We start from the raw sequence: 23,363 nt of genomic DNA, 5'->3' as shown, positions 1-23,363 counted from the left end.
GCTCCCCGCCTGCGCTTTCCTTTCGTTCCATGTCGCTTTTGCAAGCCCCTGACCGCCGGCGCGCCACGCGCCTGGCGATTGCCAGCATCGGCCTTGCGGCCCTGGGCGGCCTCATGGCCGACACCCCCGCCGACCCACTCGGCGAGAAGGTAGGCGGCAACACCACGGTGTTCGCCACGGGCCGCAATGCCTTTTCCTTCCCGGCCGCCAACCTCGATGACGCGGAGCGCACGCGCTTCGTGATCGGCAATTCGTTCTTCCGCCGCAACTGGGTCGAGGCACCGGCCTCCACCAAGGCGCGCGACGGCCTGGGCCCGCACTTCATCGCGCGCTCGTGCGGCGGCTGCCACGTTCAGGACGGCCGGGGTGAACCGCCAGCCATCTTCAACCGCCTGGGCGAAACCAAGGACCCGGCGGTGGCCCTGCTGATCCGCCTGTCCATTCCCGGCGCGGACGCGCATGGCGGCCCGAAGCACGACCCGGTGTACGGCGACCAGTTCAACAACGCGGCTGTCCAGGGCGTCAAGCCCGAGGGCCGCGTGACCCTGCGCTACAAGACCGTCAAAGGAAAGTTCGCCGACGGCACACCCTACGAACTGCTCGACCCCCACTACGGCTTTGCCGACCTGGGCTACGGTCCCATGGCCGCAGGGATCATGGCGAGCCCGCGCATTGCGCCGCAGATCATCGGCGTGGGCCTGCTCGAAGCCATTGCCGAGGCCGACATCCTGGCCAACGCGGCCGACCAGGGTGCTGCCGCAGGCCCGATCAAGGGCGTGCCCAACCGGGTGTGGGACGCCCCCTCGGGCCAGATGATGCTCGGCCGCTTCGGCTGGAAGGGCAACGTCGCGACCATCGCGCACCAGACCGGCGGCGCCTTCCAGGGCGACATGGGCATCACCTCGAAGCACTTCGCCAACGAGACCTGCACCCCCACTCAGAAGGACTGCCTGGCCGCACCGAGCGGCAAGAGCGCCGCGGCGCAGGGCCAGCCGGGCGTGGAGATCGACGACAAGACCTTCGACGACGTGGTCTTCTACCAGGCCACGCTGGCACCGCCCGCACGCCGCAACCCCAAGGACGCTCAGGTCGTGCGTGGCCAGGCGCTGTTCGCCAATGCCCAGTGCGCCACCTGCCACCGCCCAAGCTATGTCACCAAGGAAGGCCCCTTCCCGCACCTGACGAGCAAGGCCCTGTCGGGCCAGCGCATCTGGCCGTACACCGACATGCTGCTGCACGACATGGGCGAACGCCTGGCCGACAACCGGCCCGACTTCGCCGCCAATGGCCGGCAGTGGAAGACGCCGCCGCTGTGGGGCACGGGCCTGATCAAGGACGTGAACGGCCACACCCGGCTGCTGCACGACGGCCGCGCCCGCGGCGTGCTCGAGGCCGTGCTGTGGCACGGCGGCGAGGCCGAGGCCGCCAAGGACAAGGTTCTCAAGATGAACAAGGCCGAGCGCGATGCGCTGGTCAAGTTCGTGGAGTCGCTATGAAACACCCCTCCTTTCGCGCACTGGTGACCGCCCTGGCCCTGGGCGCCCTGCTGCTCCCGGCGCAGGCCCAGACCGGCTGGAAGCGCAACGCCGTGCCCTTCTACGACACCACGCACGCGCTGCAAAGCCTGTACAGCCACTGGGGCAAGCCGCGCGCGCAGGAGCTGGCCATTGCCGCACAGGCGCTGGCACCGGCCGTGCGGGCGCTGTGCGAGGCGCCTGCCGGTCAGTCGGCCGCCGCCCTCACCGGCGCCCGCAGCGCCTGGCAGCGCAGCATGATGGCCTGGGAGACGCTGGGCGCCGTGGCCGTGGGCCCGGTGATCGCGCGCCGCACCCAGCGGCAGATGGATTTCGCGCCCACGCGCCCGGCACTGATCGAGCGCGCCATCAAGACCCAGCCCCAAGGTGCCCAGGCCTTCGAGCGCATCGGCACGCCCGCCAAGGGCCTGCCAGCGCTGGAATGGCTGCTGTGGACGCAACCCGTGGCGCCCGGCACACCGGCCTGCGGCTATGCGGTGGAAGTGGCCCTGGACATCGAGCGCGAAGCCATGGCCGTGGCCAGCGCCTTCGACACCGCAGCCGGCACCGACTGGGCGGCCGAGGACGAGCAGGAGCGCTCCACCACGGCCATGGGCGAGTTCATCAACCAGTGGGTGGGCGGCATCGAGCGCCTGCGCTGGGCGCACATGGAAAAGCCGCTGCGCGCCGCGCAGGGCACGCGCCCGCCCGAGTACCCCCGCGCCGCCAGCGGCCAGGCTTCTGCCGCCTGGAAGGCCGAGTGGAACGCCCTGCGCACCCTGGCCGTGCTGCCCGAAAGCGCCCCGCCCCCCACGCCCGGCGAGGCCCTGGTGCCGCTGGAGACCTATTTGCGTGGCCGCGGCCTGAACCCGCTGGCCGACCAGTTGCTGGCCACCACGCAGCGCGTGGACAAGGCGCTTCAGGCCGTCGACCAGTCCGGCGCCACCGGCAAGGCCGGGGGCGAACGGGTGCTGCAGGCGTCCAGGGAACTGGCTGCGCTCAAGCGCCTGGCCGAGGCCGAAATCGCGCCCGCGCTGCAGGTGAGCATCGGCTTCTCGGACGCCGATGGAGATTGAGGTGAACGCCACGCTGAGCCGCCGCCAGGCCCTGTGGCTGATGGGCGGTCTGGCGGCGATGCCGCTGGCAACCCACGCAACCCCCGCCGCTGCGGCAGCCATGCAACTGCTGGCTGCCTGGCAGCAGGCCGACGGCAGCTACCGCATCGGCCTGCTGGCCGCGCAGGCCGGCGGGCCTTCGCCCCTGCGGGTGCGCCAGGCACTGGAAGTGCCCACGCGCGCCCACGGCCTGGCCCAGTTGCCCGATGGCAGCATGGTCGCCACCGCGCGCCGCCCCGGTGACTGGCTGGTGCGCTGGCACCCAGGCCAGCCCGCCGGAAAGGCCCAATGGCACTGGGTGGATGCCACGCGCTCCTTCAACGGCCATGCGATAGCCAGCGCCGACGGCCGTTATCTCTACACCACCGAGACCGACATGGACACAGGCGCCAGCCTGGTTGCCCGGCGCGATGCGCGCAGCCTGGAGACGGTGGACGAGTGGGCCACCCAGGGCATTGACGCGCACGAGCTGATCTGGGCGCCGGCCGACAAAGGCGCCAGGCCGTCACTGATCGTGGCCAATGGCGGCGTGCCCACCGCGCCCGAAACCGGCCGCACCAAGCGCGACCTGCACACCATGGATTCGAGCATCGTGCGGCTGCACGGCGACAGCGGCGAACTGCAGGGCCAGTGGCGCCTGCCCGATGCGCGCCTGAGCCTGCGCCACCTGGCCTGGAACGCCGAGCGCACGGTGCTGGGCATTGCCCTGCAGGCCGAGCATGGCGAGGCGGCCGACAAGTCGGCCGCGCCCATCCTTGCGCTGTTCGATGGCAAAGCGCTGCGCCTGTGCCCCGCCGGCCAGTCGATGGCCGGCTATGGCGGCAGCATCGCCAGCACCGCCGAGGGCTGGGCCGTGAGCTGCCCGCGCAGCCAGGGCGTGGCCACCTTCACGCCCGATGGGCAGTGGCGCGGCCTGGTGGGGCTGGAAGAGGTCTGCGCACTGGCGGTGGGCAGCGGCCGCCTGTGGGCAGCCGGGGTTTCACACTCGCTCGAAGACGCGCGCTCCACCCATCCACTCACGCATGCGCACGCCAAGGAGCTCACGGGCGCGCGCATGGACAACCACTGGGTAAGGTTCGCCTGACACCCCCCAGGGGCTGGCATTTCACGCCGCCCGGCCTGCGCGCTGGGCCACGTCCTTGAGACTGCTGCGCAGCGCCAGCTTGCGCACGATGGCCGAGAACGCGCGCGTGGGTGCCGACTCGCGCGCCACGGGCGACCACAGCATGCCCGGGGTGCGCACGGGCGTGGGGCTTTCCAGCCGCACCACCACCAACCCCGAATGCGGAGACACCACATTGGCCGCCACGATGGACGCCAGTTGCGTCTTGCCCACCAGGTCCATCATCGGCGCAAGCGTGTTGATCTCGGCCACCACCTGCGGCTCGGCGCCGCAGGAGCGAAAGCACTCGTCCAGCATCTGCCGCGTGGCAAAGCTGGCCGGCAACAGGGCCATGGGCATGCGGTGCAACTCGACCATGCGCACACGCTTGCGCCGCGCCAGCGGGTGGCCCTTGGCCACCACCAGCACCATCTCTTCGTTGTAGAGCGGCTCGAACTGCAGCGGCCCGGGTGCAGCAGGCCGGTAGGCGATGCCCAGGTCCAGCGTGCCCTGCTGCAGGCGCGCGGCGATATGGTCAGCCGATAGTTCTTCGACCACCACCTTCACGCGCGAATGGCGCTCGTGGAAGGCGGCGATGCAGCCCGGGATGAAGCCCAGGTTGAAGGTGTGCGTGGAGCCGATGTGCAGCTCGCCCGCCACCTCCGAGCCGTTCTGGCGCAGCGCACCCAGGCCCAGGTCGATCTCGTGCAGGGCCTTGGTGCAGTAGTGCAGAAACTCGTCGCCCGCACCGGTCAGCGCCACGCGCTTGCCTGCGCGGTCGAACAGCGCCGCACCGATCTCCTCTTCGAGCTGCTTGATCTGGTGCGATAGCGTCGATTGCGTGACATGCAGCCGCTCGGCCGCACGCGTGAAGTTGAGCGAGCCGGCCAGGGCGATGAAGTAGCGCAGGTGCCTCAGTTCCATGGCGGTGCCACCGGTGGTTGATCGATGCCATCGATGGTAACCATGAAAAACAATCATTTCCAGGAAGTCGGTACGCCCCCTACAGTCGCCTGCAACCCACAAGACCGCCCTGAAGTCCAGGCGGCCAGAGACCCACAAGGAGACAACGAGGTGCACAAAGTCCTCAGCGGTATCAAGGTGCTGGAGCAAGGCACGTTCATCACGGGCCCGGCGGCAGGCATGTTCCTGGCCGACCTGGGGGCCGAGGTCATCAAGGTCGAGCAGCCCGGCGCGGGCGACCCGTTCCGCGCGTTCCGCGGCGGCCTCTACAGCCCGCACTTCCAGACCTACAACCGCAACAAGCGCAGCATCACGCTCAACCCCAAGCTGCCCGAGGACGCAGCCGTGTTCGACGAGCTGGTCAAGGATGCGGACGTCTACATCCAGAACTTTCGCCCCGGCGCTGCCGACCGGCTGGGCGCGGGCGAGGCCCGGCTGCGCGGACTGAACCCGCGCCTGGTGTACTGCGCGATCAGCGGCTTCGGCCAGACCGGCCCGGCCGCAGGCCGCCCGGCCTACGACACCGTGGCCCAGGCCGCCAGCGCATTCCTCAAGTTGCTGGTGAACCCCGCCAACCCGCGCGTGGTGGGCCCGGCGCTGGCCGATGCGATGACCGGCTTCTACGCTGCCTACGGCGTGCTGGGCGCGATCGTCGAGCGCGGCCGCACGGGCGTTGGCCGCAAGGTCGAGGTGTCCATGCTCGAGGCCATGTGCCACTTCAATCTCGATGCGTTCACGCACTACTTCTCGGAAGACGAGGTCATGGGCCCCTACAGCCGGCCCAGCGTCTCGCAGTCCTACGTGCTCGAATGCGCCGACGGCCTGTGGATCGCGCTGCACATGTCCTCGCCCGAAAAATTCTGGCAGGGCCTGGCCAACGCCATCGAGCGCCCGCGCCTGTTCGACGACCCGCGCTTCGCATCGCGCGAGGCGCGCATCACCCACCAGGAGGACCTGATCACGCTGCTCGGCGGCCTGTTCCGCGAACAGACGCGCGCCACCTGGTGCGAGCGCCTCGAAGCCGAGGACGTGCCCCACGCGCCCATGTACGACACCCGCGAAGCCATGGAAGACCCCCAGGCCCGCCACCTGCAGCTGGAAGTGAGCGCCCCCCATCCCGAGGGCGGCCAGTGGCGCACCATCCGCTCGCCGGTGAGCTTCGACGGCGAGCGCGCATTGGAAGTCACCGCGCCGCCCATGCTGGGGGCCGACAACGCGGCCATCGTCGGACCCATACGCCAGCGGCTCGGGCAAGCGCTTTGACCCGCCAGCCGACCCCAAGAAAAGACAAGGAGACAAGAACCCATGACCCCATCGAATGAAAACGAGCTGACCCAGGCCGTGCTGCAGCGCCTGGACGACGCCAGCGACCCGCGCTTCGCGCAGATCATGGAATCGCTGGTCACGCACCTGCATGCCTTCATCCGCGAAGTGGACCTGAAGCCCGAGGAATGGATGCAGGGCATCGAGTTCCTCACCGCCGTGGGCAAGGCCTGCACCGGCCAACGCCAGGAGTTCATCCTGCTGTCGGACACGCTGGGCGCCTCGATGATGGTGGTGATGCTCGACCAACTGCGTGCCACCGCCCACGCCAAGGGCAGCCAGCGCATGACAGAAGCCACCGAGGCCACGGTGCAAGGCCCCTACTACTGGGAGGGCGCACCCGAGCTGCCGCTGGGCGCCAACCTGTCCGCAGGCGTCAAGGGCGAACCCACCTTCTACAGTGGCCGCGTGACCGACACGCACGGCCAGCCGCTGGCGGGCGCGCTGCTCGACATCTGGTCGGGCGATGGCGAAGGCGTGTACGACATGCAGGTGGAAGGCTCGGGCATGGCCGCGCGCGCCCGCGTCCGCACCGATGACCAGGGCCGCTACTGGTTCTGGTCCATCCGCCCGAGCTTCTACCCCGTGCCGGTGGACGGCCCCGTGGGCCGCATGCTCGACGGCATGGGCCGCCACCCGAACCGGCCCGGCCACATCCACATGATGGTCTCCGCAACTGGGCATGCCCCGGTCACCACCCACCTCTTCGTGGCAGGCAGCCCCTACATCGAGTCGGACGCAGTGTTCGGCGTGCGCCCCAGCCTGATCGTGGACTTCGAGCAGCACCCCGCCGGCCAGGCGCCGGACGGTACGGCACAGGCCGCGCCCTGGTGGTCGGCGCACTACGACTTCCGCCTCGAACCGCAACACGCCTGAAAGCCGCTCCATGAAAATCGGAAAATCCACCGTCCCGCGCACCGCCATCTGCACCTCCAACGAGCACACCATCGTCGTGCGCGGCGAGGACCTGTGCCAGGACCTGATCGGCCACATCTCGTTCGCCGACTACTTCTTTCTGCTGCTCACCGGCCGCCGGCCCGACGCGGCCTGCAGCGCGGTGCTCAACGCCACCCTGGTGGCGATCGCCGAGCACGGCCTGGTGCCCAGCGTGCAGGCCAGCCGCATGACCTTTGCCGCCGCGCCCGATGCCTTGCAGGGTGCGGTGGCCGCCGGCATCCTGGGCTGCGGCTCGGTGATCCTGGGCGCATCGGAAACGGCGGGCCGCATGTTCGCCGACGTGGCGGCGCGGGTCGATGCCGGCGCCACGCTCGACGATGCGGCCACGGCCGTGGTCAGCGAGCTCAAGGCCGCGCGCCGCTCCATTCCGGGCTATGGCCACCCCTTGCACAAGGAGGTGGACCCGCGCGTGGGCCGGCTCATCGCCGTGGCGACCGAGGCCGGCGCCGACCTGCGCTATGTGCAGATCGCCTTGGCGCTGGAGAAGGTGATCCCCGGCATCGTCGGCAAGGAGCTGCGGCTGAACGTCTCGGCCGCGATCCCTGCGGTGCTGATGGGCGTGGGCTTTCCGGTAGCGTCGCTGCGGGGCGTGCCCATCCTGGCGCGCACGGCGGGGCTGATCGCCCACCTGGCCGAAGAGGCGGAGACGCCGAGCGGCTTTGCGCTGTCCTACCAGGCCACGCGCGAACTGCAGTACGAGGGCAGCCTGCCCGATGGCTTTGGGGAAGCAGCATGACGCAGCGCAGGCAGATCCTTGCCGCCACCACCCTGGCGCTGCTGGCCGCCAGTGCCAGCGCCCAGGGCAGCGGCCGCCCCCTCAAGCTCGTCGTGCCCTTTGCCGCCGGCACCTCGACCGACATCGTGGGCAGGGTGCTGGCCGAGGCCCTGGGCCGCCAGCTCGGGCAGACGGTGATCGTGGAGAACAAACCCGGTGCGGGCGGCACCATCGGCAGCGAGATGGTGGCGCGTGCAGGCGCCGATGCCAACACCCTGCTCATGGGCACCGTGGGCACGCATGCCATCAACCCCACGCTGTACAAGAAGCTGCCCTACCAGCCGCTGCGCGACTTCGTGCCGCTGGGCTTTGCCGGCGCCACACCCACCCTGCTCGTGGTGCCGGCCAGCGCGCCGTGGAAGGGCGTGGCCGACCTGCGCCAGGCCAGTGGCAAATCGGTGAGCTTCGCCTCGGCGGGCAACGGCACCTCGGGCCACCTGGCGGGCGAGACGCTGAACATCCGCCTGGGGAAGGACTTCGTGCACGTGCCCTACCGCGATGGCGCACAGGCGCTCACCGAGCTGATGGGCGGCAACGTGCAGTTCATGTTCTACCACCCGGCCGCCTTGCTGCCGCACATCCGCGCGGGCAAGCTGCGCGCCCTGGGTGCGTCGAGCGCCAAGCGCAGCGCGGCCGCGCCCGACGTGCCCACGCTGACCGAGCAGGGCGTGGCGGATTTCGACCTGGTCGCCTGGTTCATGCTGTATGCGCCCACGTCCATGCCCGCCGCGCAGCGCGGGCCTCTGCTGGATGCCACGCAGGCCGTGCTGGCCCAGCCCGAGGTGCGCGAGAAGCTCGCCGCACAGGGCATTGAATCGGCCGCCATGAACGCGGCGGAGATGACCACCTTCGGCACGGCCGAGATCGCCAAATGGGGCGAAGCGGTGCGGCGCTCTGGTGCCCAGGTGGACTAGCCCGGAACAGGTCATGCACGCCCGCCCCAACAACACGCCCCTTGGGATTGGCGGCGGTCATGGTGCAGCCATGACCGGCCCGAAAGGAGTAATGCCAACGATGTGACGGACAGACCCACACGGTGCGGTGCACGCCATGGCGGCGTTGCGCGGCAAACGAGCGAAGCGAACAGACCACACAAGCGGGCATGAACCCGCAACAGGAGACAAGAATGCGCAGAACAATGGTGATGAAAACGATGCTGGTGCTGGCCGCCGGTACGCTGCTGGCCGGCAAGGCCCTGGCCCAGGGGGCCGAGTGGCCGAACAAGCCCATCAAGATCGTGGTGGGCTTTGCGCCCGGCACGCCGCCCGACATCTTCGCCCGCATGTACGGCGACTATGCGGGCAAGAAGCTCGGTGTGCCCGTGGTGATCGACAACCGTCCTGGCACGGCCGGCAACCTGGCGTCGGACGCAGTGGCCAAGGCAGCACCCGATGGCTATACCTTCGTGTACAACCTGTCCACGGCGTTCACGATCAACCCTTACATCTACAGCAAGCTGCCCTTCGACCCCGACAAGGACCTGGTGCCCGTGGCCACCACCATGCGCCAAGGCCTGGTGCTGATCGCCACCAACAAGTTCCCGGCCAAGACCGTCAAGGACCTGGTGGCGGCAGCCAAGGCCAAGCCGGGTACCTACTCGCACGCCTCGTACGGCGCGGGCAGCCCCTCGCAGCTGATCGTGGAGTCGCTCAAGGACGAGGTCGGCATTGACATGCTGCACGTGCCCTACCGCGCCAGCCCCATCGCCGACCTCATGGGCGGCCAGGTGGACACGCTGATGGAGCCCATCGCCACCGGCTACCAGCTGATCAGCAGCGGCAAGGTACAGGCGCTCGCCTACTCGGGCCCCACACGCCATCCCGCCCTGCCCGATGTGCCCACGCTGTCGGAGGTGATGCCCGGCTTCTCGATGATGTCCTGGCACGGCATCTGGGCGCCTGCGGCCACGCCGCAGCCCATCCTGACCCGCTTCAACGCACTGCTGGTCGAAGCGAGCAAGGACCCCGATCTCTCGCGCCGCATCAAGGAGCTGCACAGCGAGCCCCTGGGCGTCACGCGCACCGAGATGGCTGCCATGGTGCGGCGCGATGCGGAGATCTACAGCCGCGTGGTCAAGGCGCGCAACATCAAGGTGGACTGAACGAGCCGCCGCTGCCTGGAAAAAGGCAGCGCGCTACTGGGTCGGTGCAGGTGCCGGAGCGGCAGCAGGGGCCGGAGCCTCCTGGGCCTTGGGCTTGGGCACCCGGTCACAGCCGGCCAGGGCCAGAACACAGACGCCGGCCAAGGCGGCGCGGGACATAGGGGATGGATGGAACAGCATGGGCAGGGTCCTCCCTGGCCGTCGGGACGGAGGGCGTGCGCCGGACGGCGCGGGCGCAGCCCCTTGGAACCTCCATTCTTCAAGCCCATGCCCGCGCTGTCTGTCAGAAAAGAGCGCCAAAAGCGGGCCCGCAAAGCCCGTCTCTTCAATCGACGATGGTCAGCTTGGCCACCGACAGCGCCAGCCATTTGGTGCCGTGGCGCGGAAAGCTCACCTGGGCCCGCGCGTCGTCGCCCGTGCCCTCCAGCGCCAATACCTTGCCCTCGCCGAACTTGGTGTGGAACACGGCCAGCCCCACGCGCAGGCCATGCGATGGCGCGGCCTTCTGCACGGGCACCGGCGGGCTGGCGAACTGCTCCGTGCGGCCGGAGCCGAAGGGGCTGCGGTCGCGCTGGCCGAACGGGTTGCTGCCTGCATTGGGCGCATAGGTGCCAAAGCCCTGCTGCTTGGGCGTGATCCATTTGAGCGCCGCCTCGGGCAGCTCGTCGAAGAAGCGGCTCTTGATGTTGTAGCGTGTCTGGCCGTGCAGCATGCGTGTCTGCGAATGGCTCAGGTACAGGCGCTTGCGCGCGCGGGTGATGGCCACATACATCAGGCGGCGCTCTTCTTCCAGGCCCTCGCGTTCGTTGGCCGAGTTCTCGTGCGGGAACAGGCCCTCTTCCATGCCACCGATGAACACGCCATCGAACTCCAGGCCCTTGCTGGCATGCACGGTCATCAGCTGCACGGCGTCCTGCCCGGCCTGGGCCTGGTTGTCACCGGCTTCCAGCGCCGCATGGGTCAGGAACGCGGCCAGGGGCGACAGCGTTTCGCCGGTGTCGAAGTCCACGATGCCCGCCACGGCGGGCAGGGGCTCGTCCACAACCGGCGCATCGGGATCCAGGCCCTGGCTGGCCGGGCTCTGGCCCAGGCGGTCGTTGCGCAGTTCATCCACCGGCAGGGCCACGGCGTCGCGGCCAAAGCCCTCCTGCGTGACGAAGCTCTCGGCCGCGTTGACCAGTTCCTCCAGGTTCTCGATGCGGTCGGCGCCTTCCTTCTCGGTACGGAAGTGCTCCACCAGGCCCGAGGACTGCAGCATCTGCTCGATGATCTTGCGCAGGTTCATGCCCTCGGTCTGCTCACGCAGCACATCGACCATCGCCACGAAGGCCGAGAGGTTGGCGCCCGCCTTGCCGGGCACGGCACTCACGCCGTCGTGCAACGAGCAGCCAGCCGCGCGTGCCGCATCCTGCAACACCTCGATGCTGCGCGCGCCGATGCCGCGCGGCGGGAAGTTGACCACGCGCAGAAAGCTGGTGTCGTCGTGCGGGTTCTCCAAGAGGCGCAGGTAGGCCAGCGCGTGCTTGATTTCCGCGCGCTCGAAGAAGCGCAGGCCACCGTACACGCGGTAGGGCACACTGGCATTGAACAGGGCCGATTCGATCACCCGGCTCTGCGCATTGCTGCGGTAGAGCACGGCGATCTCCTTGCGCTCGAAGCTGTCGCTCTTCACCAGCTGCCGGATCTCGTCCACCATCCACTGCGCTTCGGCCAGGTCGGTGGTGGCCTCGTACACGCGCACCGGCTCGCCGGGGCCCTGCGTGGTGCGCAGGTTCTTGCCCAGGCGGCGGCTGTTGTGGCTGATCAGGGCGTTGGCCGAGTCGAGGATGTTGCTGTAGCTGCGGTAGTTCTGCTCGAGCTTGATCTGTTGCTGCACATCGAACTCGCGCACGAAGTCGGCCATGTTGCCCACGCGCGCCCCGCGAAAGGCGTAGATGCTCTGGTCGTCGTCGCCCACGGCGATCACGCTGCCACGCGCCTCGAAGCGCCCGCCGCTGTCGTTGCCGGCCAGTTGCTTGAGCCAGGCGTACTGCAGCTTGTTGGTGTCCTGGAACTCATCGACAAGGATGTGCGCGAAGCGGCGCTGGTAGTGCTCGCGGATCGGGTCGTTGTCGCGCAGCAGCTCGTAGCTGCGCAGCATCAGTTCGCCAAAATCCACCACGCCCTCGCGCTGGCACTGCTCCTCGTAGAGCTGGTAGACCTCGATCTTCTTGCGCGTGTCGCTGTCGTTGGCCTGCACGTCGCCCGGGCGCAAGCCCTCCTCCTTGCAGCCGGAGATGAAGTAGGCCAACTGCTTGGGCGGAAAGCGCTCGTCGTCCACGTTGTGCTGCTTGCACAGGCGCTTGACGGCCGAGAGCTGGTCCTGCGTGTCCAGGATCTGGAACGACTGCGGCAGGCCAGCCGGCTTGTGGTGCGCGCGCAGCAGCCGGTTGCACAGGCCGTGGAAGGTGCCTATCCACATGCCGCGCACATTCACGGGCAGCATGGCCGACAGGCGGGCCACCATTTCCTTGGCGGCCTTGTTGGTGAAGGTCACGGCCAGGATGCCACCGGGCGTAGCATAGCCGTTCTGCAGCAGCCAGGCGATGCGGGTGGTGAGCACCCGGGTCTTGCCCGAGCCGGCGCCCGCCAGGATGAGCGCATGCCCCGCCGGCAGGGTGACGGCTGCAAGCTGCTCGGGGTTGAGATTGGCCAGCAGGGGCGGTACAGCCGATGGTGCAGCGGGCGTGGGGGGCACCAGGGGATCCGGTGCACCCGGGAACAGGTCTTGTGGGAACATGGGGGCATTGTAGAAAGCGCCAACGCCCGCCATGAAAAACATTGCCCTTGCCGCCGCCATGCTGCTCGCCTTGCATGCCCCCCACCTCGCAGCCCAGTCCAGCTGCAGCAGCGACGGCGTGCCCCGCCCGGTCGCGCTGTTCGAACGCTTCGTGAGCGCCGACTGCGAAAGCTGCTGGGCCGACAAGGCAACCCCGGCCCCCAAGGCGCCCGGCACCGTGGTGCTCGACTGGATCGTGCCCGGCACGCAGGGCGACGATGCCCCGCTGTCGGCAGCCGCCACGCGCGATGCCCTGGCGCGGCTGGCCGCCCTGGGCCGCACGGCGCCCACGGCCACGGATGTGAACACCGCCCCGGTGCAGGGTGTGCAGGGCAGCCGGCTGCGGGTGTCGCACGGGCCGGCCATCAACGACTACCTGGGGGCGTCGATCGCCTTCTCCCCCGTGCCCACCCGGGGCGCTGCGCCCGCTGCAGGGCCTGATGCAGGGGGCTTCTACCTGCTGCTGGTGGAATCCATCCCGGCGGGCACCGAGGGCTCGCCCGTGGCCCGGCATCTGGTGCGCAACGTGTACCAGCGTTCGCTGGACAACCCGCACACCCTGTCCAAAGGCGAGCGCTCGGGCTGGCGCGATTCGCGCCCCATCTACATCCCCGAAGGCGCCAAGACCGACCGCCTGCGCCTGGTGGGCTGGGTGCAGGACAAGGACGGGCGGATCATCGATGCAGCACAGTCGCGCTGCGCCCCCTAGAACCCGTTCCCTATTGGAGAGATAACAGTAGGGATATACCCGCACCGGTTGGCGCGGGTAGAATCAATCACCGGGCCCAAGTTTCTTGCTGCCCGGTTTTTTTGTGCCTGCGCACAGCAGGGTTCGTTGCAGCCATCACGGCTCCAATCGCATGACCGGTCTTCAAGCCAAGCGCCCACTGCAGCAGAAATCGTTTTGCTGCAGCCTCTTATGGAGCTTGGAAATCTCATGGAAATCTTCGATTACGACAACGTTCTCTTGCTGCCGCGCAAGTGCCAGGTGGAAAGCCGCTCGGAATGCGATGCCGGCGTGGAGCTGGGCGGGCGCACATTCCGCCTGCCGGTCGTACCGGCCAACATGAAGACGGTGGTGGACGAAACCATCTGCACCTGGATGGCGCAGAACGGTTATTTCTACGTCATGCACCGCTTCGACCTGGACAACCTGCAGTTCGTCAAGGATATGCATGCCAAGGGCTGCTATGCCTCGATCTCGCTGGGCGTGAAGCAGCCTGACTACGACACCGTGGACCAGTTGGCGGCTGCGGGCATCACGCCCGAGTACGTGACCATCGACATCGCGCACGGCCATGCCGACAGCGTGAAGAACATGATCGGCTACCTCAAGTCCAAACTGCCTGCGGCCTTCGTGATCGCCGGCAACGTGGCCACGCCCGAAGCGGTGATCGACCTGGAGAACTGGGGCGCCGACGCCACCAAGGTGGGCGTAGGGCCGGGCAAGGTCTGCATCACCAAGCTCAAGACCGGCTTCGGCACGGGCGGCTGGCAGCTGTCGGCGCTCAAGTGGTGCGCCCGCGTGGCCACCAAGCCCATCATTGCCGACGGCGGCATTCGCAGCCACGGCGACATCGCCAAGAGCATCCGCTTTGGCGCCAGCATGGTCATGATCGGCTCGCTGTTCGCGGGGCACGAAGAATCGCCCGGCAACACCGTGGAGGTCGATGGTGCCCTGTTCAAGGAGTACTACGGCTCGGCCAGCGACTTCAACAAGGGCGAGTACAAGCACGTGGAGGGCAAGCGCATCCTTGAGCCCATCAAGGGCAAGCTGGCGGGCACCCTGATCGAGATGGAGCAGGACGTGCAAAGCTCCATCAGCTACGCCGGCGGCAAGAAGCTCATGGACATCCGCAAGGTGAACTACGTGATCCTGGGCGGCGACAACGCGGGCGAGCACCTGCTGATGTGAGCCCCCGCCCGGCGCGGGTCAGGCCCTGAGCAGGATCAGCGCCATGTGGTGCAGGTCATGCCCGGGCTTGGCCAGCGCATCGACGATGCTGAAGTGGTTCAGCCCTTCCAGCACCTGGCAGCGCGGCACGGCATGCGAGCCCCATGCGTCCTGCACCAGCCGCGCCTGGCGGATGAACTCCGGGCTCTCATCGCCGCCGACGGCGCAGTACAGCATGCCCTGGCCGGGCGCCTGCAGGCGTGCCGGGCTGTACTGCAGCACCTGCTGCTCGGTGAGCTTGAGCGCCTCCTGCAGAAAGGGTGTGTGCATCAGCGGATCGAGGTCGTGCACCCCCGAAATCGACAAGGCGCTGCGCACCGCGCCGTCGGGCAGGTTGCCGATCAGGGGCCAGACGCTGGTGAGCAGCATGGCCGCCAGTTGCCCACCCGCCGAATGCCCCGCCACCGTGATGCGGTGCGGGTCGCCGCCATAGCGCCCAATGTTCTGCCAGATCCAGGCGATGGCCTTTTCCATCTGCCGCATGATCTGGGGAATGCCGACCGGTGCCTCCGGGGTGCCGGGGCACAGCGAATAATTGACCACCACCACGCAGACACCTTCACGGTTGAACGCCGGCGCGATGAAGGAGTGGTCCGACTTGTCGAGCGCGCGCCAGTAGCCGCCGTGGATGAACACCAGCACCGGCGCCCCCTTGCCGGAGCCGGGCGGCAGCTGGGTAGTGGGAAAGACATCCAGGGTCTCGCGCGCGCCCTTGCCATAGGCCAGGTCGGCCACGCAGGGGTGGTCGGCCCGTACCTGGGCCGACTCCTTCGCCCAGCGGGCGAAATAGTTCACGTGCTCGGGCACCAGCGCCCGGTTGTTGTACATCAACTCCAGCCAGGCGGGGTCGTGTGGTGTCTTGGTGTCCAGGGCCATGGGTGTGTTCTCCTCGTCCTGGCGCCACATCATCCTGGCAAGTGGCGCCGACTGCAAGCCCGATGACAGGCTGCACCGCGAAAACCGCCGATGATGGCGGCAGAGACATCCGCACCAGGAGACAGAGACCATGAACAACAACACCCCTCCCCTGCGCACCACCGTCCTGGGCATCGGCATGATGGGCGCGCCCATGGCGCGCCGGCTGCGCGCTGCCGGCCATGAGGTCCATGCCTGGAACCGCACGCGCGAGGCGGCCGATCCGCTCGCTGCCTTCGGCATCACCGTCCACTCCGATGTGCGCGCTGCCGTGGCCGGCGCCGACGTGGTGATCAGCCTGCTCGCCAACGGGCCCGTGGTGGGCCAGGTGCTCTTCGAGCGCGGCGCAGCGCAGGCCCTGCGCCGCGACGCGCTGTTCATCGACATGGCCTCCATCCAGCCGCGCGAGGCGCGCGACCATGCGGCCCGCCTGGGCGAGATGGGTATCGCCCACCTGGACGCGCCGGTCTCCGGCGGCACGGTGGGCGCCGAAAGCGGCACCCTGGCCATCATGGCCGGTGGGCGCCCCGAGGACTACGCCCGTGCCCTGCCGATCTTTGCCGCCTTCGGGCGCGCCACGCACGTGGGGCCGCACGGCGCGGGCCAGCTTGCCAAGCTGGCCAACCAGATGATCGTGGGCATCACCATCGGCGCCGTGGCCGAGGCGCTGCTGTTCGCTGCCAAGGGCGGGGCCGACATGGCCAAGGTGCGCGAGGCCATCAGCGGCGGGTTTGCCGACAGCCGCATCCTGCAACTGCATGGCCAGCGCATGGTGGAACGCAACTTTGCCCCCCAGGGCCGCATGACGGTGCAGCTCAAGGACATGCGCAACGCCCTGGCCACGGCCGGCGAGATCGGGTTCGACGCGCCCGTGACCGCGCTTTTCGAAGCGCTCTACGCCGAAGGCGTGGAGCACGGCCTGGGCGAACTGGACCACAGTGCGCTGTTCGTGGAACTCGCCAGCCGCAACGCGATGCAATAATTTTTGGGCCCCACTTGCAAGCCGGCCAAAAACTAGTGCATAATTCGAGGCTCTGCAGCAATGCAGGCAGATCACTAAAAGATTTGGGTTCTTAGCTCAGTTGGTAGAGCAGCGGACTCTTAATCCGTAGGTCGAGTGTTCGAGTCACTCAGGACCCACCAAATCTAAGCCGCAAGGCACATGAAGCCGACGCTATAAACAACATAGCGCCGGCTTTCTTGTTTCCGCTCGAAATGAGACGGTTTATGAGACGCGTCTCATATCCAGTGTTTTGAGGCTGCGACAATTCCGGCCATGGCCTCTCACATTTACCAAGCAATTCAGACGGCGCTGTCCGCACACTGGGCAGCTCACGACAAGAAGTACCCGCAGAAGGTCGTCATCACGCCTGCCCAACACCAGGAACTGAACGACATGCGCGCCACGGTCAGCACCGGCCAGCCAACCAAGGGCCCCAAGCCGGTAGCAGGGGAAAAGTTCATGGGCGTACTGATCGAGCACGACAACAACACGCCCGGAGTGATGATCGACCTGAATGGGGTAGAGCAACCCCTGCAACCGCCGGCTGCACCGTGAAGACCTCCGAGCTGGGCGGCAAGCTGCTGGACACCTGGGTGGCCAAGGCCATCAGCCAGTCACCAGGCCTCGCCTACTCCAGCGATTGGGCGGCCGCTGGGCCGGTGCTGGAAAAAGAAAAGGTCATGATCTCGCCGATGCCCGGCAAGGGCTGGATCTGGTGCGCCTGCGTGGTCAGCCAAACGGGCAACCCACGATATCAGGAAGGCCTGACACCACTCCAGGCGGCCATGCGGGCTGTGGTCGTGTACCGAATTGGGGTGGAAGTACCCGACGAGGGATAGTCCCTACCTCACCACTAGCTCTTGAACTGACCATGCAGCGCCATCAAGCGCTGGGCCAGGCCCTCGGGATCGATCCGCATGTTGCTGGGTGTGCAGGTGCCGGCGCAAACGTGCTCATACCAGACGTGGTAGCCGGACAGGTCGGGCAGTGCATGGCCGCCGGCCTCGCGGATTGCGGCGCCGATACTGACCGTGTCGATGGTTCCCAATTCCTCACGCCCATCCATCACATGGGCCCGATAGTGCCCCGGCTCGATCTTGATGATGTGAAGGGATAACAGCATGCCGTCAAAGCCTTTCTGGTGCGAGGCGGTCCACCTCCCATGCGCGAACGGCAACCCAGTAGGGAAAGCGGTTGCGTCCGCTGCGCTGCACGCGGCGGTGGTACACGATCTGGATGGGGCCCCGGTGAAGGCCGTTCACCTCGGCAATGGCGCTGCCGACAGTGGCGTGCACAGGGTCAGGCAGTTGCTTGCTGCCAGCAGAGATGTCCTCTCCACGCACTCGGGCCAGGATTCCGTTGGGGATCTCCATATCCGTCAAAACGGAACATCGGAGGGGGAGATTTCCACCGGGCCGATGCCGTCGTATATCAGGGCGCCGGAGACGATGATGCGTACGATCGAGCGCCCGGCACGGTGCTCCACCCTGTAGTCTTCTGCAGGGAACAAAAGCGGCGATTCGTCGGGCGGGCCACCGTACCAGGTGGGCGTGCGCAGGACAGCAGGCGGTTCAAACAGATTGGACATGAGGCATCTCAAAACGGGGCGGTTGACTGGACGAGATGCACCGGGCCCGGCCCCAAATACACAGTGCATCTCGTGGAGATTTCTCGAACACGCCAGATGAATTCCCCGGCCTCGATTTCGTAGCTGTCCACTGGCAGCGGCAGCGCTTGCTCAAGCGGCCACCAGATCCGCCCGCGCGGCTTGGCGCGGGGCAAGGGCGGCATGCGCAGCAGAGCCGGCAAGGGCTCACAGATAGAGCGGGGCATAGGGGTCGTCGTCGAGGTGGTCTGCTTCGGGGCTGAAACCTGTAGCGCTAGAGAGGCTCACCTTGTCGAGGAAGGGCAGCGCATCCGCCGGATCTTGCGCAGCCAGCCATGACTGCTTCCAGAGGCTGGGCCTTGCCTTCGTATTGGTGCGGCCGCCCTCCTCTGTACCCACGATATGAAGAACTCCATCCACCCGCGCAAATCGCGCTCGGAACAATGGCAGCATCAGCGCTTTGCCGTTTGGCCTGTCGAGCAGATGCGCCTCCCAGCGCGGGCCGTAGTCATCGGCAGGCGTGCGCTTGTAAAGCAGCCAGCCGTGCACGGCTTGGCGTAGCACCGGGTCGGAGCCTGCAATGCGGTGACCGCCGGATCTCATCCTGAAAACATACAAAAGCACTGTACGAATTTACAGTGTTTTGCCAGGTTAGGAGTAGTATTCGCACCTTAGGTTGTCTCCTACTGGCGCGCCGCGAGCAGGGGCCTACGATGGGCGCTCCCCTTTCAGGAGTGCGGAATTCCCCGCAGTTCCTGTCAACCATCTGGAGCCGAGATGTGCAAGAGGTACCTGTCTGTAAAGGGGCGCGACATCGAGCGCTTGCGGAACATCGGCGCGCGGAAACAGCCCAAAAAAACGTGGCAAAAAAAAAGTAGCCCAGAATGTAACAAGTCACTAAGATCGTCGCGACTTGTGAGGGCCATTGATGATCTATCTTATCTGTTTGTATTTATTGACATTGTGCGCAGCCAGCATTTACCTTCTCGCGGGGCTTGCACTAGGAAATTACTCCCCCACGTTAGATCCTTTAAAGATAATATTTCAATGCAGTCTAACCGGATTGATTGGAGGGACCCTTTACTGCCTTAGAGCGGTCTATATTAATCGATGCGTAAATCGCACATGGGGGCCAGACTGGTATATCTGGTACTTCATAAGACCAATTACAAGCCTTATTAGTGGTGGAGTTAGCTATCTATTTCTCAAAGCAGGGCTTTTGGTTTTAGATTCCAATAGAAATAGTGACGCATCTGAAATCGGATTTTTTGCATTAGCATTCGTCGCCGGTCTAAACGTAGATAAATTTGTTGCAAAAATCGAAAGCGTAGCACAGGCAATTTGGGGCATTGAAAAATCCAGATCTGCCGACCAATCGGACAGGGGCAATCCATAATGGCGAAAATCCATTTCTTGAATGTAAAGCCAGGTGACTGCACCATCATTCAGCACAACTCCAAACGATTAACATGTATCGACGTATGTGGTGGCAACCTGGAAGTTCGCCAGCAAGCAGCGGCAGAAGAAATGGCCAAAGGTGTAGTTCAGCTTGCAGTTGAATCCGCTGGACAACTTGGCAATTTTAATATGTGCGCCAGGCCATCTAACCCAATAAATTATATTAAAACCTTCGCCTTGGGAACCATTTATCGCTTCATATTGAGTCATCCTGACATGGACCACATGGATGGCTTAAAGGCGCTTAGCGACGACATTGGCTTTTGGAATTTTTGGGATTCTGGCGCGCGTCGAAACCCGAAGATGGAAAAATTCTACCGCTACAACCAAGACGATTGGGATTTTTATCAGAAACTAATAAAGGGAGAAGCCCCCGGCATTCGAGTCGCACAGCGCTTAGCCGGGGCGGAATTTGCCTTCGCAAACAAAGTTGGCGAAGGGAGAACGCATGACGGATTATATATATTAGCGCCCAACAAAGATCTCCTTTGCGATCCAGATGAAAATGATGATGTAAACGAAGCATCGTACATAATTGAATATCGCACTTCCGCGGGTCCAATGATCTTCGCCGGCGATGCCCATGATGCATCCTGGGAATTTGCGCTCAATAAAAAGACATGGCTGAATGGAAAGTGCTCACTCTTACTGGCACCGCATCATGGCCGCGACTCTGGCCGATCCTATGATTTTTTGGACTTTCTCAAACCCAAGCTCACAATAATCGGCTGCTCGCCTAGCAAACACATTCACTACAAAGAATGGTCAAAAAGAGGGCTAGACATTTTGACGTCTAATCAAGCAGGCAATATAGTCGCGGAAACCCATGAGGGCTACTACCATGTATTCGTCGAGAATGAAGAATTCGCACAAAAGTATGGCAGCAATGCCGATATAAAAAATTCGCAAAACTACTCACTTTACAAGACAGTAGTCATATAAATTTGCTCGACTCATTGCGTAACACGCTCCCTACTCAGGCAACCCTCTCGATTCCTCAATATCCAATATTTTGTTAAGTTGATGCGCTACGGTCGCATAGCTTGCCCTACAGATGGCGATGTGGGCAGCAGTGTCGCGCTCGGTGGCGTAGCCCCCGGCGCCGGCGTCAGCACCAGGTCCGGCAGGGGCTGCGGCCGGGCCCGCAAGGTGGCTGGCAGAGGTTCGTAGCCCGACACCACCCGGCAGTCGGCCGGTAGCGTTGAGCAGGCGGACAGTGCCAGCATCGAGGCACTGGCGATCAGACAAAGTAGCGACGTGTGCACGGGCGTCTCCCAGTTGTGCGTTGAGGGTGGCCACCGTGCGCGCGTGTGCGCCGGCGGACTGGTCGGAAAACTTGCGCTGCTGCAGCGCATCGGACTGGCGGGCCGCCTCGGCCAGGCGCGCGGCCTCCTCGCGCTGCAGCTGCTCGGCGGTGGTCTTGCTGGTCCACCGCCATTCCTGTACGCGCCAGGTGCCGGCGCTGGCCATGGCGGCCACCACCAGGGCGGCGCCCACGTAGACGTAAAGACGCGGGGTCATGGCAGCTCCTGAATGCCGAGCTGGGTGCCCCGGTCGGTGATGGTGATGACGCGATTGGCTGGCACGGTGGGCACGCGCGTGGACAGATGCACCCATTGCTTACCCTTGACCCCTTCGAGGATCAGCTGGCCGATGCCCAGCACCGACACCAGCGGCGCCAGGGTGCGCGCGATCTGTGTGGGCGTGCCGTAGCCAGGCGCCACGATGTCGGCCGCGTGTCCCTGCGTGTGGTCGCTGCTGGTGACACCGCCCACGGCCTGGTTGAGCTGCCGACAGCGGTAGCCGCTGGTGACGGTGATGGCCACGCCCAGCTTGTCGCGCACGGCCTGCAGCATCTGGGCGGTGAGCACCAGGCGCGGCACCAGCTCGGGCGGCGGCGTGTTGTCGATGCCGAGCTGCGCGGCCTTGCTGCTGGCCACCAGCTCGGCCAGGGTGAAGTTCTTTGTGAGCTGCATTCAGCCCTCCTTTACGCGGGTACGAAAAATAAGGACGGCAAAGCCAAGGGCTAAGCACGTGTCCTGCAGGGATGGCACCCGGTGAGGCATCAGCAGCGGCCAGATGGCCCCTGTGATCTCTGCGGGTAGGTGGCGCAGCGCCGGGGCCGCCAGGGCCCCAGCGCCGCCAAGGGCGAGGAAGAACCAGGCCAAGGCCTTGAGCACGGCTGTAGCCCGCTCACGCGGCCGCAGGCCTGGCCTGCATGGCGCGGTGCGCTCCAGCTTGTTCAAGGCCTCGGCCAGGATGAACAGGCCAGAGATCCAGTGCACGATCTGCAGCAGCTCGGTCATGGCATTGCCCCCGTGGTCGGTCCACCAGGCGGCGCTGGCGGCGGCTGCGCCGCTCCACTCAGCCGCTTGATGGCAAACATCAGCACTTGCTGCGCGCCACCGCCCACGGCGAACGCGCAGCCCAGCAGCAGCGACTCCGGCAACGCGGCCACCAGCAGCGCCAAGGGGGTGAGATACCCCGCCGTGAGGCTGGACGCGAACACCACCGCCATGCGCCGAAACGTGGTGCGCAGCAGCTCGCGCCAGGTGTCGCTGCTGCCAGGCACAGCGTTGAGCAGAATGATGGCCACCAGGCCGCCGGAGAAGCCCGCAATGAGCACATCGATGCGCAGGCCCAGCGACACCCCCAAGAGGGAGATAACGCTGGTCCCAGCGGCCGCCACGGCCACGGTGGCACCGGCCGCGACGGTGGCGGTGGGTTCAGGCATTGGCATGGGCTCCGGCCTCTACAGGCGTAAAAAAACCCGCCGTAGCGGGTTGTTGAAGTTCGAGCGGCAATCGCGCCCGCAGGGCCAGGGCGACGATGTACAGCGCGCACGGATCGAGGCGCCACGGCTCCAGGATGCCCAGCATCGCGGCCACGGCCTCGCAGCAGGTCCAGCGGGTCTGGTCTTGCTTGATCCGCCGCGCCACGTGGCCGGTGAGGCCCCACAGGTCATAGCCGTCGCCGTCGTGCTCGCGCACCCAGGACCATGCGGCCTCGATGTCGCCGCCCACCTCCACCAGGTCCCAATGATCGGGATCGAGCCACATGTGCTTGACCCGCACGCCGCCATCCATGAAGGACGAACTGGCACAGATGGCCTGGCCTATGTGATTGGTGCCCAGCACCAGCTCACAATGGCTGTAGTCCCCGCGCAGCCACCAGGCGGTTGCCTGGTTGAACACGCGGTCCTTGCCTTTGTAGAAAGCAATCTGCATCACACTCCTCCTACGCCCAGCTGGGCGCGCACTGCTGCCACGAATCCATCCCAGCCGGCGCGCACGGCGGCCAGGCCGGCCGGCGACTCGGCCGCCCTCGCCTGTTCCTTGCTCGCCAGGCGCTGCGCGCGAATGGCCTGCTGCGCACCGCGCCAGATACCGGCCTGCTGCAGGATCTCGTCTGCGGCCTGCTGGGCTGTCCAGCCCTTGGGGTCGGCCCAGCACTGCACCATCGGCGGCACAGGGCCGGTGTAGCCCGCATCCTCATAGGCCTTGGCCTGGCGCTCGGCCTCCTCATACTCGGCCTGGCGACTGCCGATGGCGAGGCGGTAGATTTCGTCCACATCGCTATCGATTCCGGCCAGGGTGCTGGCAATGTCTGCGGGCAGGTCGACCAGCACCAGGGCATGGTCTGGGTCTGCGTAGCAGGTGGAAGGGGTCTCCCACCCGCCGCGCGCTGCGCTCCAGGCCACATGCCCAGAGCCAGATACAACGGCCTGGCCGTCACGGTCTTGAAGGTGCCACATGATGG

Annotated in this window: 28 protein-coding genes and 1 tRNA gene; 15 read left to right on the top strand and 14 right to left on the bottom strand. The window is 66.1% G+C overall.

Translation table 11 applies throughout. The features are described 5' to 3' along the window. The first annotated feature begins 29 nt into the window (after window positions 1–29). Genes ACSQ9E_RS03240 through ACSQ9E_RS03230 form a run of 3 tightly spaced genes read left to right on the top strand, consistent with a single transcriptional unit; the run spans window position 30 to window position 3,713 of the window. A complete protein-coding gene (locus tag ACSQ9E_RS03240) occupies window positions 30–1,496 on the top strand; it encodes a di-heme oxidoredictase family protein (RefSeq protein ID WP_436216909.1) in 1,467 nt (488 codons plus the stop codon). After that, window positions 1,493–2,590 (top strand): imelysin family protein, encoded by a 1,098-nt coding sequence (locus ACSQ9E_RS03235; protein WP_436216908.1) that lies wholly within the window; start codon window positions 1,493–1,495, stop codon window positions 2,588–2,590. Before ACSQ9E_RS03240 ends, ACSQ9E_RS03235 begins: the two co-directional genes overlap by 4 nt. A gap of 1 nt (window position 2,591) precedes the next feature. Then, on the top strand, window positions 2,592–3,713 hold the full coding sequence (locus ACSQ9E_RS03230; protein ID WP_436216907.1) for a DUF1513 domain-containing protein: 1,122 nt from the start codon (window positions 2,592–2,594) through the stop codon (window positions 3,711–3,713). 21 nt (window positions 3,714–3,734) lie between these two features. On the opposite strand, the gene ACSQ9E_RS03225 is transcribed toward ACSQ9E_RS03230, so the two are convergent. Beyond that, window positions 3,735–4,655, bottom strand: a complete 921-nt coding sequence (locus ACSQ9E_RS03225) for a LysR substrate-binding domain-containing protein (protein ID WP_436216906.1) — start codon at window positions 4,653–4,655, stop codon at window positions 3,735–3,737. Between the two features lie 150 nt (window positions 4,656–4,805). Here ACSQ9E_RS03225 and ACSQ9E_RS03220 point away from each other — a divergent pair, with 150 nt between their 5' ends. The 5 genes from ACSQ9E_RS03220 to ACSQ9E_RS03200 all read left to right on the top strand — a co-directional run bounded on the left by ACSQ9E_RS03220 (window position 4,806) and on the right by ACSQ9E_RS03200 (window position 9,850). Then, the gene (locus tag ACSQ9E_RS03220; RefSeq protein WP_436216905.1) at window positions 4,806–5,957 is read left to right on the top strand and encodes a CaiB/BaiF CoA transferase family protein; all 1,152 of its coding nucleotides are present in this window, start codon (window positions 4,806–4,808) and stop codon (window positions 5,955–5,957) included. A 42-nt stretch (window positions 5,958–5,999) separates the two neighbouring features. After that, the gene (locus tag ACSQ9E_RS03215; protein WP_436216904.1) at window positions 6,000–6,893 is read left to right on the top strand and encodes a dioxygenase; all 894 of its coding nucleotides are present in this window, start codon (window positions 6,000–6,002) and stop codon (window positions 6,891–6,893) included. A gap of 10 nt (window positions 6,894–6,903) precedes the next feature. Then, complete coding sequence (locus ACSQ9E_RS03210) at window positions 6,904–7,710, top strand: citryl-CoA lyase (RefSeq protein WP_436216903.1); 807 nt, start codon at window positions 6,904–6,906, stop codon at window positions 7,708–7,710. After that, window positions 7,707–8,663, top strand: a complete 957-nt coding sequence (locus tag ACSQ9E_RS03205) for a Bug family tripartite tricarboxylate transporter substrate binding protein (RefSeq protein WP_436216902.1) — start codon at window positions 7,707–7,709, stop codon at window positions 8,661–8,663. The genes ACSQ9E_RS03210 and ACSQ9E_RS03205 overlap by 4 nt, the downstream gene beginning before the upstream one ends. Before the next feature lie 230 nt (window positions 8,664–8,893). After that, on the top strand, window positions 8,894–9,850 hold the full coding sequence (locus ACSQ9E_RS03200) for a Bug family tripartite tricarboxylate transporter substrate binding protein (protein ID WP_436216901.1): 957 nt from the start codon (window positions 8,894–8,896) through the stop codon (window positions 9,848–9,850). A 33-nt stretch (window positions 9,851–9,883) separates the two neighbouring features. Here the strand turns inward: ACSQ9E_RS03200 and ACSQ9E_RS03195 are convergent, their stop codons facing one another. Both ACSQ9E_RS03195 and ACSQ9E_RS03190 read right to left on the bottom strand, forming a co-directional pair. Further along, on the bottom strand, window positions 9,884–10,030 hold the full coding sequence (locus ACSQ9E_RS03195) for a hypothetical protein (protein WP_436216900.1): 147 nt from the start codon (window positions 10,028–10,030) through the stop codon (window positions 9,884–9,886). Between the two features lie 145 nt (window positions 10,031–10,175). Then, window positions 10,176–12,629 (bottom strand): UvrD-helicase domain-containing protein, encoded by a 2,454-nt coding sequence (locus ACSQ9E_RS03190; protein ID WP_057202548.1) that lies wholly within the window; start codon window positions 12,627–12,629, stop codon window positions 10,176–10,178. A gap of 31 nt (window positions 12,630–12,660) precedes the next feature. On the opposite strand from ACSQ9E_RS03190, the gene ACSQ9E_RS03185 reads away from it, so the two are divergent. Continuing rightward, window positions 12,661–13,377: a hypothetical protein gene (locus tag ACSQ9E_RS03185; RefSeq protein WP_436216899.1), complete on the top strand. Its 717-nt coding sequence runs from the start codon at window positions 12,661–12,663 to the stop codon at window positions 13,375–13,377. A 228-nt stretch (window positions 13,378–13,605) separates the two neighbouring features. After that, window positions 13,606–14,583 carry a GMP reductase gene (locus ACSQ9E_RS03180; RefSeq protein WP_057202022.1) on the top strand — a complete coding sequence of 326 codons (978 nt, stop codon included), beginning with the start codon at window positions 13,606–13,608 and terminating at the stop codon, window positions 14,581–14,583. 18 nt (window positions 14,584–14,601) lie between these two features. Here the strand turns inward: ACSQ9E_RS03180 and ACSQ9E_RS03175 are convergent, their stop codons facing one another. After that, on the bottom strand, window positions 14,602–15,498 hold the full coding sequence (locus ACSQ9E_RS03175; protein ID WP_057202546.1) for an alpha/beta hydrolase: 897 nt from the start codon (window positions 15,496–15,498) through the stop codon (window positions 14,602–14,604). 130 nt (window positions 15,499–15,628) lie between these two features. Between ACSQ9E_RS03175 and ACSQ9E_RS03170 the strand changes: the two genes are divergently transcribed. The 4 genes from ACSQ9E_RS03170 (at window position 15,629) to ACSQ9E_RS03155 (ending at window position 17,379) form a co-directional block, all read left to right on the top strand. After that, window positions 15,629–16,519: an NAD(P)-dependent oxidoreductase gene (locus tag ACSQ9E_RS03170; RefSeq protein WP_057202021.1), complete on the top strand. Its 891-nt coding sequence runs from the start codon at window positions 15,629–15,631 to the stop codon at window positions 16,517–16,519. An 85-nt stretch (window positions 16,520–16,604) separates the two neighbouring features. Next, window positions 16,605–16,680, top strand: a tRNA-Lys gene (locus tag ACSQ9E_RS03165). Window positions 16,681–16,813: 133 nt separating this feature from the next. Next, complete coding sequence (locus tag ACSQ9E_RS03160; protein ID WP_436216898.1) at window positions 16,814–17,095, top strand: hypothetical protein; 282 nt, start codon at window positions 16,814–16,816, stop codon at window positions 17,093–17,095. Further along, on the top strand, window positions 17,092–17,379 hold the full coding sequence (locus ACSQ9E_RS03155) for a phage protein NinX family protein (protein WP_436216897.1): 288 nt from the start codon (window positions 17,092–17,094) through the stop codon (window positions 17,377–17,379). Before ACSQ9E_RS03160 ends, ACSQ9E_RS03155 begins: the two co-directional genes overlap by 4 nt. 14 nt (window positions 17,380–17,393) lie before the next feature. Here the strand turns inward: ACSQ9E_RS03155 and ACSQ9E_RS03150 are convergent, their stop codons facing one another. The 4 genes from ACSQ9E_RS03150 to ACSQ9E_RS03135 form a co-directional block, all read right to left on the bottom strand. Further along, window positions 17,394–17,663, bottom strand: a complete 270-nt coding sequence (locus tag ACSQ9E_RS03150; protein WP_436216896.1) for a hypothetical protein — start codon at window positions 17,661–17,663, stop codon at window positions 17,394–17,396. A 4-nt stretch (window positions 17,664–17,667) separates the two neighbouring features. Beyond that, window positions 17,668–17,913 carry a hypothetical protein gene (locus ACSQ9E_RS03145; RefSeq protein WP_436216895.1) on the bottom strand — a complete coding sequence of 82 codons (246 nt, stop codon included), beginning with the start codon at window positions 17,911–17,913 and terminating at the stop codon, window positions 17,668–17,670. Between the two features lie 5 nt (window positions 17,914–17,918). Next, window positions 17,919–18,128, bottom strand: a complete 210-nt coding sequence (locus ACSQ9E_RS03140; RefSeq protein ID WP_436216894.1) for a hypothetical protein — start codon at window positions 18,126–18,128, stop codon at window positions 17,919–17,921. A 225-nt stretch (window positions 18,129–18,353) separates the two neighbouring features. Continuing rightward, entirely contained in the window at window positions 18,354–18,710 is a 357-nt protein-coding gene (locus tag ACSQ9E_RS03135; protein ID WP_057264446.1) for a hypothetical protein, read from the bottom strand. Between the two features lie 831 nt (window positions 18,711–19,541). Between ACSQ9E_RS03135 and ACSQ9E_RS03130 the strand changes: the two genes are divergently transcribed. Next, the gene (locus ACSQ9E_RS03130) at window positions 19,542–20,546 is read left to right on the top strand and encodes a ComEC/Rec2 family competence protein (protein WP_436216893.1); all 1,005 of its coding nucleotides are present in this window, start codon (window positions 19,542–19,544) and stop codon (window positions 20,544–20,546) included. A gap of 30 nt (window positions 20,547–20,576) precedes the next feature. Here the strand turns inward: ACSQ9E_RS03130 and ACSQ9E_RS03125 are convergent, their stop codons facing one another. Genes ACSQ9E_RS03125 through ACSQ9E_RS03100 form a run of 6 tightly spaced genes read right to left on the bottom strand, consistent with a single transcriptional unit; the run spans window position 20,577 to window position 23,358 of the window. Further along, window positions 20,577–21,125 (bottom strand): hypothetical protein, encoded by a 549-nt coding sequence (locus ACSQ9E_RS03125; RefSeq protein ID WP_436216892.1) that lies wholly within the window; start codon window positions 21,123–21,125, stop codon window positions 20,577–20,579. Next, the gene (locus tag ACSQ9E_RS03120) at window positions 21,122–21,580 is read right to left on the bottom strand and encodes a D-Ala-D-Ala carboxypeptidase family metallohydrolase (protein WP_436216891.1); all 459 of its coding nucleotides are present in this window, start codon (window positions 21,578–21,580) and stop codon (window positions 21,122–21,124) included. Before ACSQ9E_RS03120 ends, ACSQ9E_RS03125 begins: the two co-directional genes overlap by 4 nt. Then, window positions 21,581–21,910: a hypothetical protein gene (locus tag ACSQ9E_RS03115; RefSeq protein ID WP_436216890.1), complete on the bottom strand. Its 330-nt coding sequence runs from the start codon at window positions 21,908–21,910 to the stop codon at window positions 21,581–21,583. It abuts the gene before it with no gap. Continuing rightward, a complete protein-coding gene (locus ACSQ9E_RS03110; RefSeq protein ID WP_436216889.1) occupies window positions 21,907–22,338 on the bottom strand; it encodes a hypothetical protein in 432 nt (143 codons plus the stop codon). The genes ACSQ9E_RS03115 and ACSQ9E_RS03110 overlap by 4 nt, the downstream gene beginning before the upstream one ends. Next, window positions 22,331–22,831 (bottom strand): hypothetical protein, encoded by a 501-nt coding sequence (locus ACSQ9E_RS03105; protein ID WP_436216888.1) that lies wholly within the window; start codon window positions 22,829–22,831, stop codon window positions 22,331–22,333. The genes ACSQ9E_RS03110 and ACSQ9E_RS03105 overlap by 8 nt, the downstream gene beginning before the upstream one ends. After that, window positions 22,831–23,358, bottom strand: coding sequence for a hypothetical protein (locus ACSQ9E_RS03100; protein WP_436216887.1), 528 nt, complete (start codon window positions 23,356–23,358; stop codon window positions 22,831–22,833). The genes ACSQ9E_RS03105 and ACSQ9E_RS03100 overlap by 1 nt, the downstream gene beginning before the upstream one ends. Window positions 23,359–23,363 lie beyond the last annotated feature (5 nt).

It is taken from the genome of Acidovorax sp. LjRoot118, from assembly GCF_964253575.1.
GTDB lineage: Bacteria > Pseudomonadota > Gammaproteobacteria > Burkholderiales > Burkholderiaceae_C > Acidovorax.
Note: the sequence above shows the minus strand (reverse complement) of the source record. Positions and strands in the feature narration are given on the sequence as shown.

What these genes read in the sequence shown, in the direction of transcription:
- ACSQ9E_RS03240 (WP_436216909.1), top strand. Translation starts at nt 30, where the DNA reads ATGTCGCTTTTGCAAGCCCCTGACCGCCGGCGCGCCACGCGCCTGGCG.
- ACSQ9E_RS03235 (WP_436216908.1), top strand. Translation starts at nt 1,493, where the DNA reads ATGAAACACCCCTCCTTTCGCGCACTGGTGACCGCCCTGGCCCTGGGC.
- ACSQ9E_RS03225 (WP_436216906.1), bottom strand. Translation starts at nt 4,655, where the DNA reads ATGGAACTGAGGCACCTGCGCTACTTCATCGCCCTGGCCGGCTCGCTC.
- ACSQ9E_RS03215 (WP_436216904.1), top strand. Translation starts at nt 6,000, where the DNA reads ATGACCCCATCGAATGAAAACGAGCTGACCCAGGCCGTGCTGCAGCGC.
- ACSQ9E_RS03210 (WP_436216903.1), top strand. Translation starts at nt 6,904, where the DNA reads ATGAAAATCGGAAAATCCACCGTCCCGCGCACCGCCATCTGCACCTCC.
- ACSQ9E_RS03205 (WP_436216902.1), top strand. Translation starts at nt 7,707, where the DNA reads ATGACGCAGCGCAGGCAGATCCTTGCCGCCACCACCCTGGCGCTGCTG.
- ACSQ9E_RS03200 (WP_436216901.1), top strand. Translation starts at nt 8,894, where the DNA reads ATGAAAACGATGCTGGTGCTGGCCGCCGGTACGCTGCTGGCCGGCAAG.
- ACSQ9E_RS03195 (WP_436216900.1), bottom strand. Translation starts at nt 10,030, where the DNA reads ATGCTGTTCCATCCATCCCCTATGTCCCGCGCCGCCTTGGCCGGCGTC.
- ACSQ9E_RS03190 (WP_057202548.1), bottom strand. Translation starts at nt 12,629, where the DNA reads ATGTTCCCACAAGACCTGTTCCCGGGTGCACCGGATCCCCTGGTGCCC.
- ACSQ9E_RS03185 (WP_436216899.1), top strand. Translation starts at nt 12,661, where the DNA reads ATGAAAAACATTGCCCTTGCCGCCGCCATGCTGCTCGCCTTGCATGCC.
- ACSQ9E_RS03180 (WP_057202022.1), top strand. Translation starts at nt 13,606, where the DNA reads ATGGAAATCTTCGATTACGACAACGTTCTCTTGCTGCCGCGCAAGTGC.
- ACSQ9E_RS03175 (WP_057202546.1), bottom strand. Translation starts at nt 15,498, where the DNA reads ATGGCCCTGGACACCAAGACACCACACGACCCCGCCTGGCTGGAGTTG.
- ACSQ9E_RS03170 (WP_057202021.1), top strand. Translation starts at nt 15,629, where the DNA reads ATGAACAACAACACCCCTCCCCTGCGCACCACCGTCCTGGGCATCGGC.
- ACSQ9E_RS03160 (WP_436216898.1), top strand. Translation starts at nt 16,814, where the DNA reads ATGGCCTCTCACATTTACCAAGCAATTCAGACGGCGCTGTCCGCACAC.
- ACSQ9E_RS03150 (WP_436216896.1), bottom strand. Translation starts at nt 17,663, where the DNA reads ATGCTGTTATCCCTTCACATCATCAAGATCGAGCCGGGGCACTATCGG.
- ACSQ9E_RS03145 (WP_436216895.1), bottom strand. Translation starts at nt 17,913, where the DNA reads ATGGAGATCCCCAACGGAATCCTGGCCCGAGTGCGTGGAGAGGACATC.
- ACSQ9E_RS03140 (WP_436216894.1), bottom strand. Translation starts at nt 18,128, where the DNA reads ATGTCCAATCTGTTTGAACCGCCTGCTGTCCTGCGCACGCCCACCTGG.
- ACSQ9E_RS03130 (WP_436216893.1), top strand. Translation starts at nt 19,542, where the DNA reads ATGGCGAAAATCCATTTCTTGAATGTAAAGCCAGGTGACTGCACCATC.
- ACSQ9E_RS03125 (WP_436216892.1), bottom strand. Translation starts at nt 21,125, where the DNA reads ATGACCCCGCGTCTTTACGTCTACGTGGGCGCCGCCCTGGTGGTGGCC.
- ACSQ9E_RS03120 (WP_436216891.1), bottom strand. Translation starts at nt 21,580, where the DNA reads ATGCAGCTCACAAAGAACTTCACCCTGGCCGAGCTGGTGGCCAGCAGC.
- ACSQ9E_RS03115 (WP_436216890.1), bottom strand. Translation starts at nt 21,910, where the DNA reads ATGACCGAGCTGCTGCAGATCGTGCACTGGATCTCTGGCCTGTTCATC.
- ACSQ9E_RS03110 (WP_436216889.1), bottom strand. Translation starts at nt 22,338, where the DNA reads ATGCCTGAACCCACCGCCACCGTCGCGGCCGGTGCCACCGTGGCCGTG.
- ACSQ9E_RS03105 (WP_436216888.1), bottom strand. Translation starts at nt 22,831, where the DNA reads ATGCAGATTGCTTTCTACAAAGGCAAGGACCGCGTGTTCAACCAGGCA.
- ACSQ9E_RS03100 (WP_436216887.1), bottom strand. Translation starts at nt 23,358, where the DNA reads ATGTGGCACCTTCAAGACCGTGACGGCCAGGCCGTTGTATCTGGCTCT.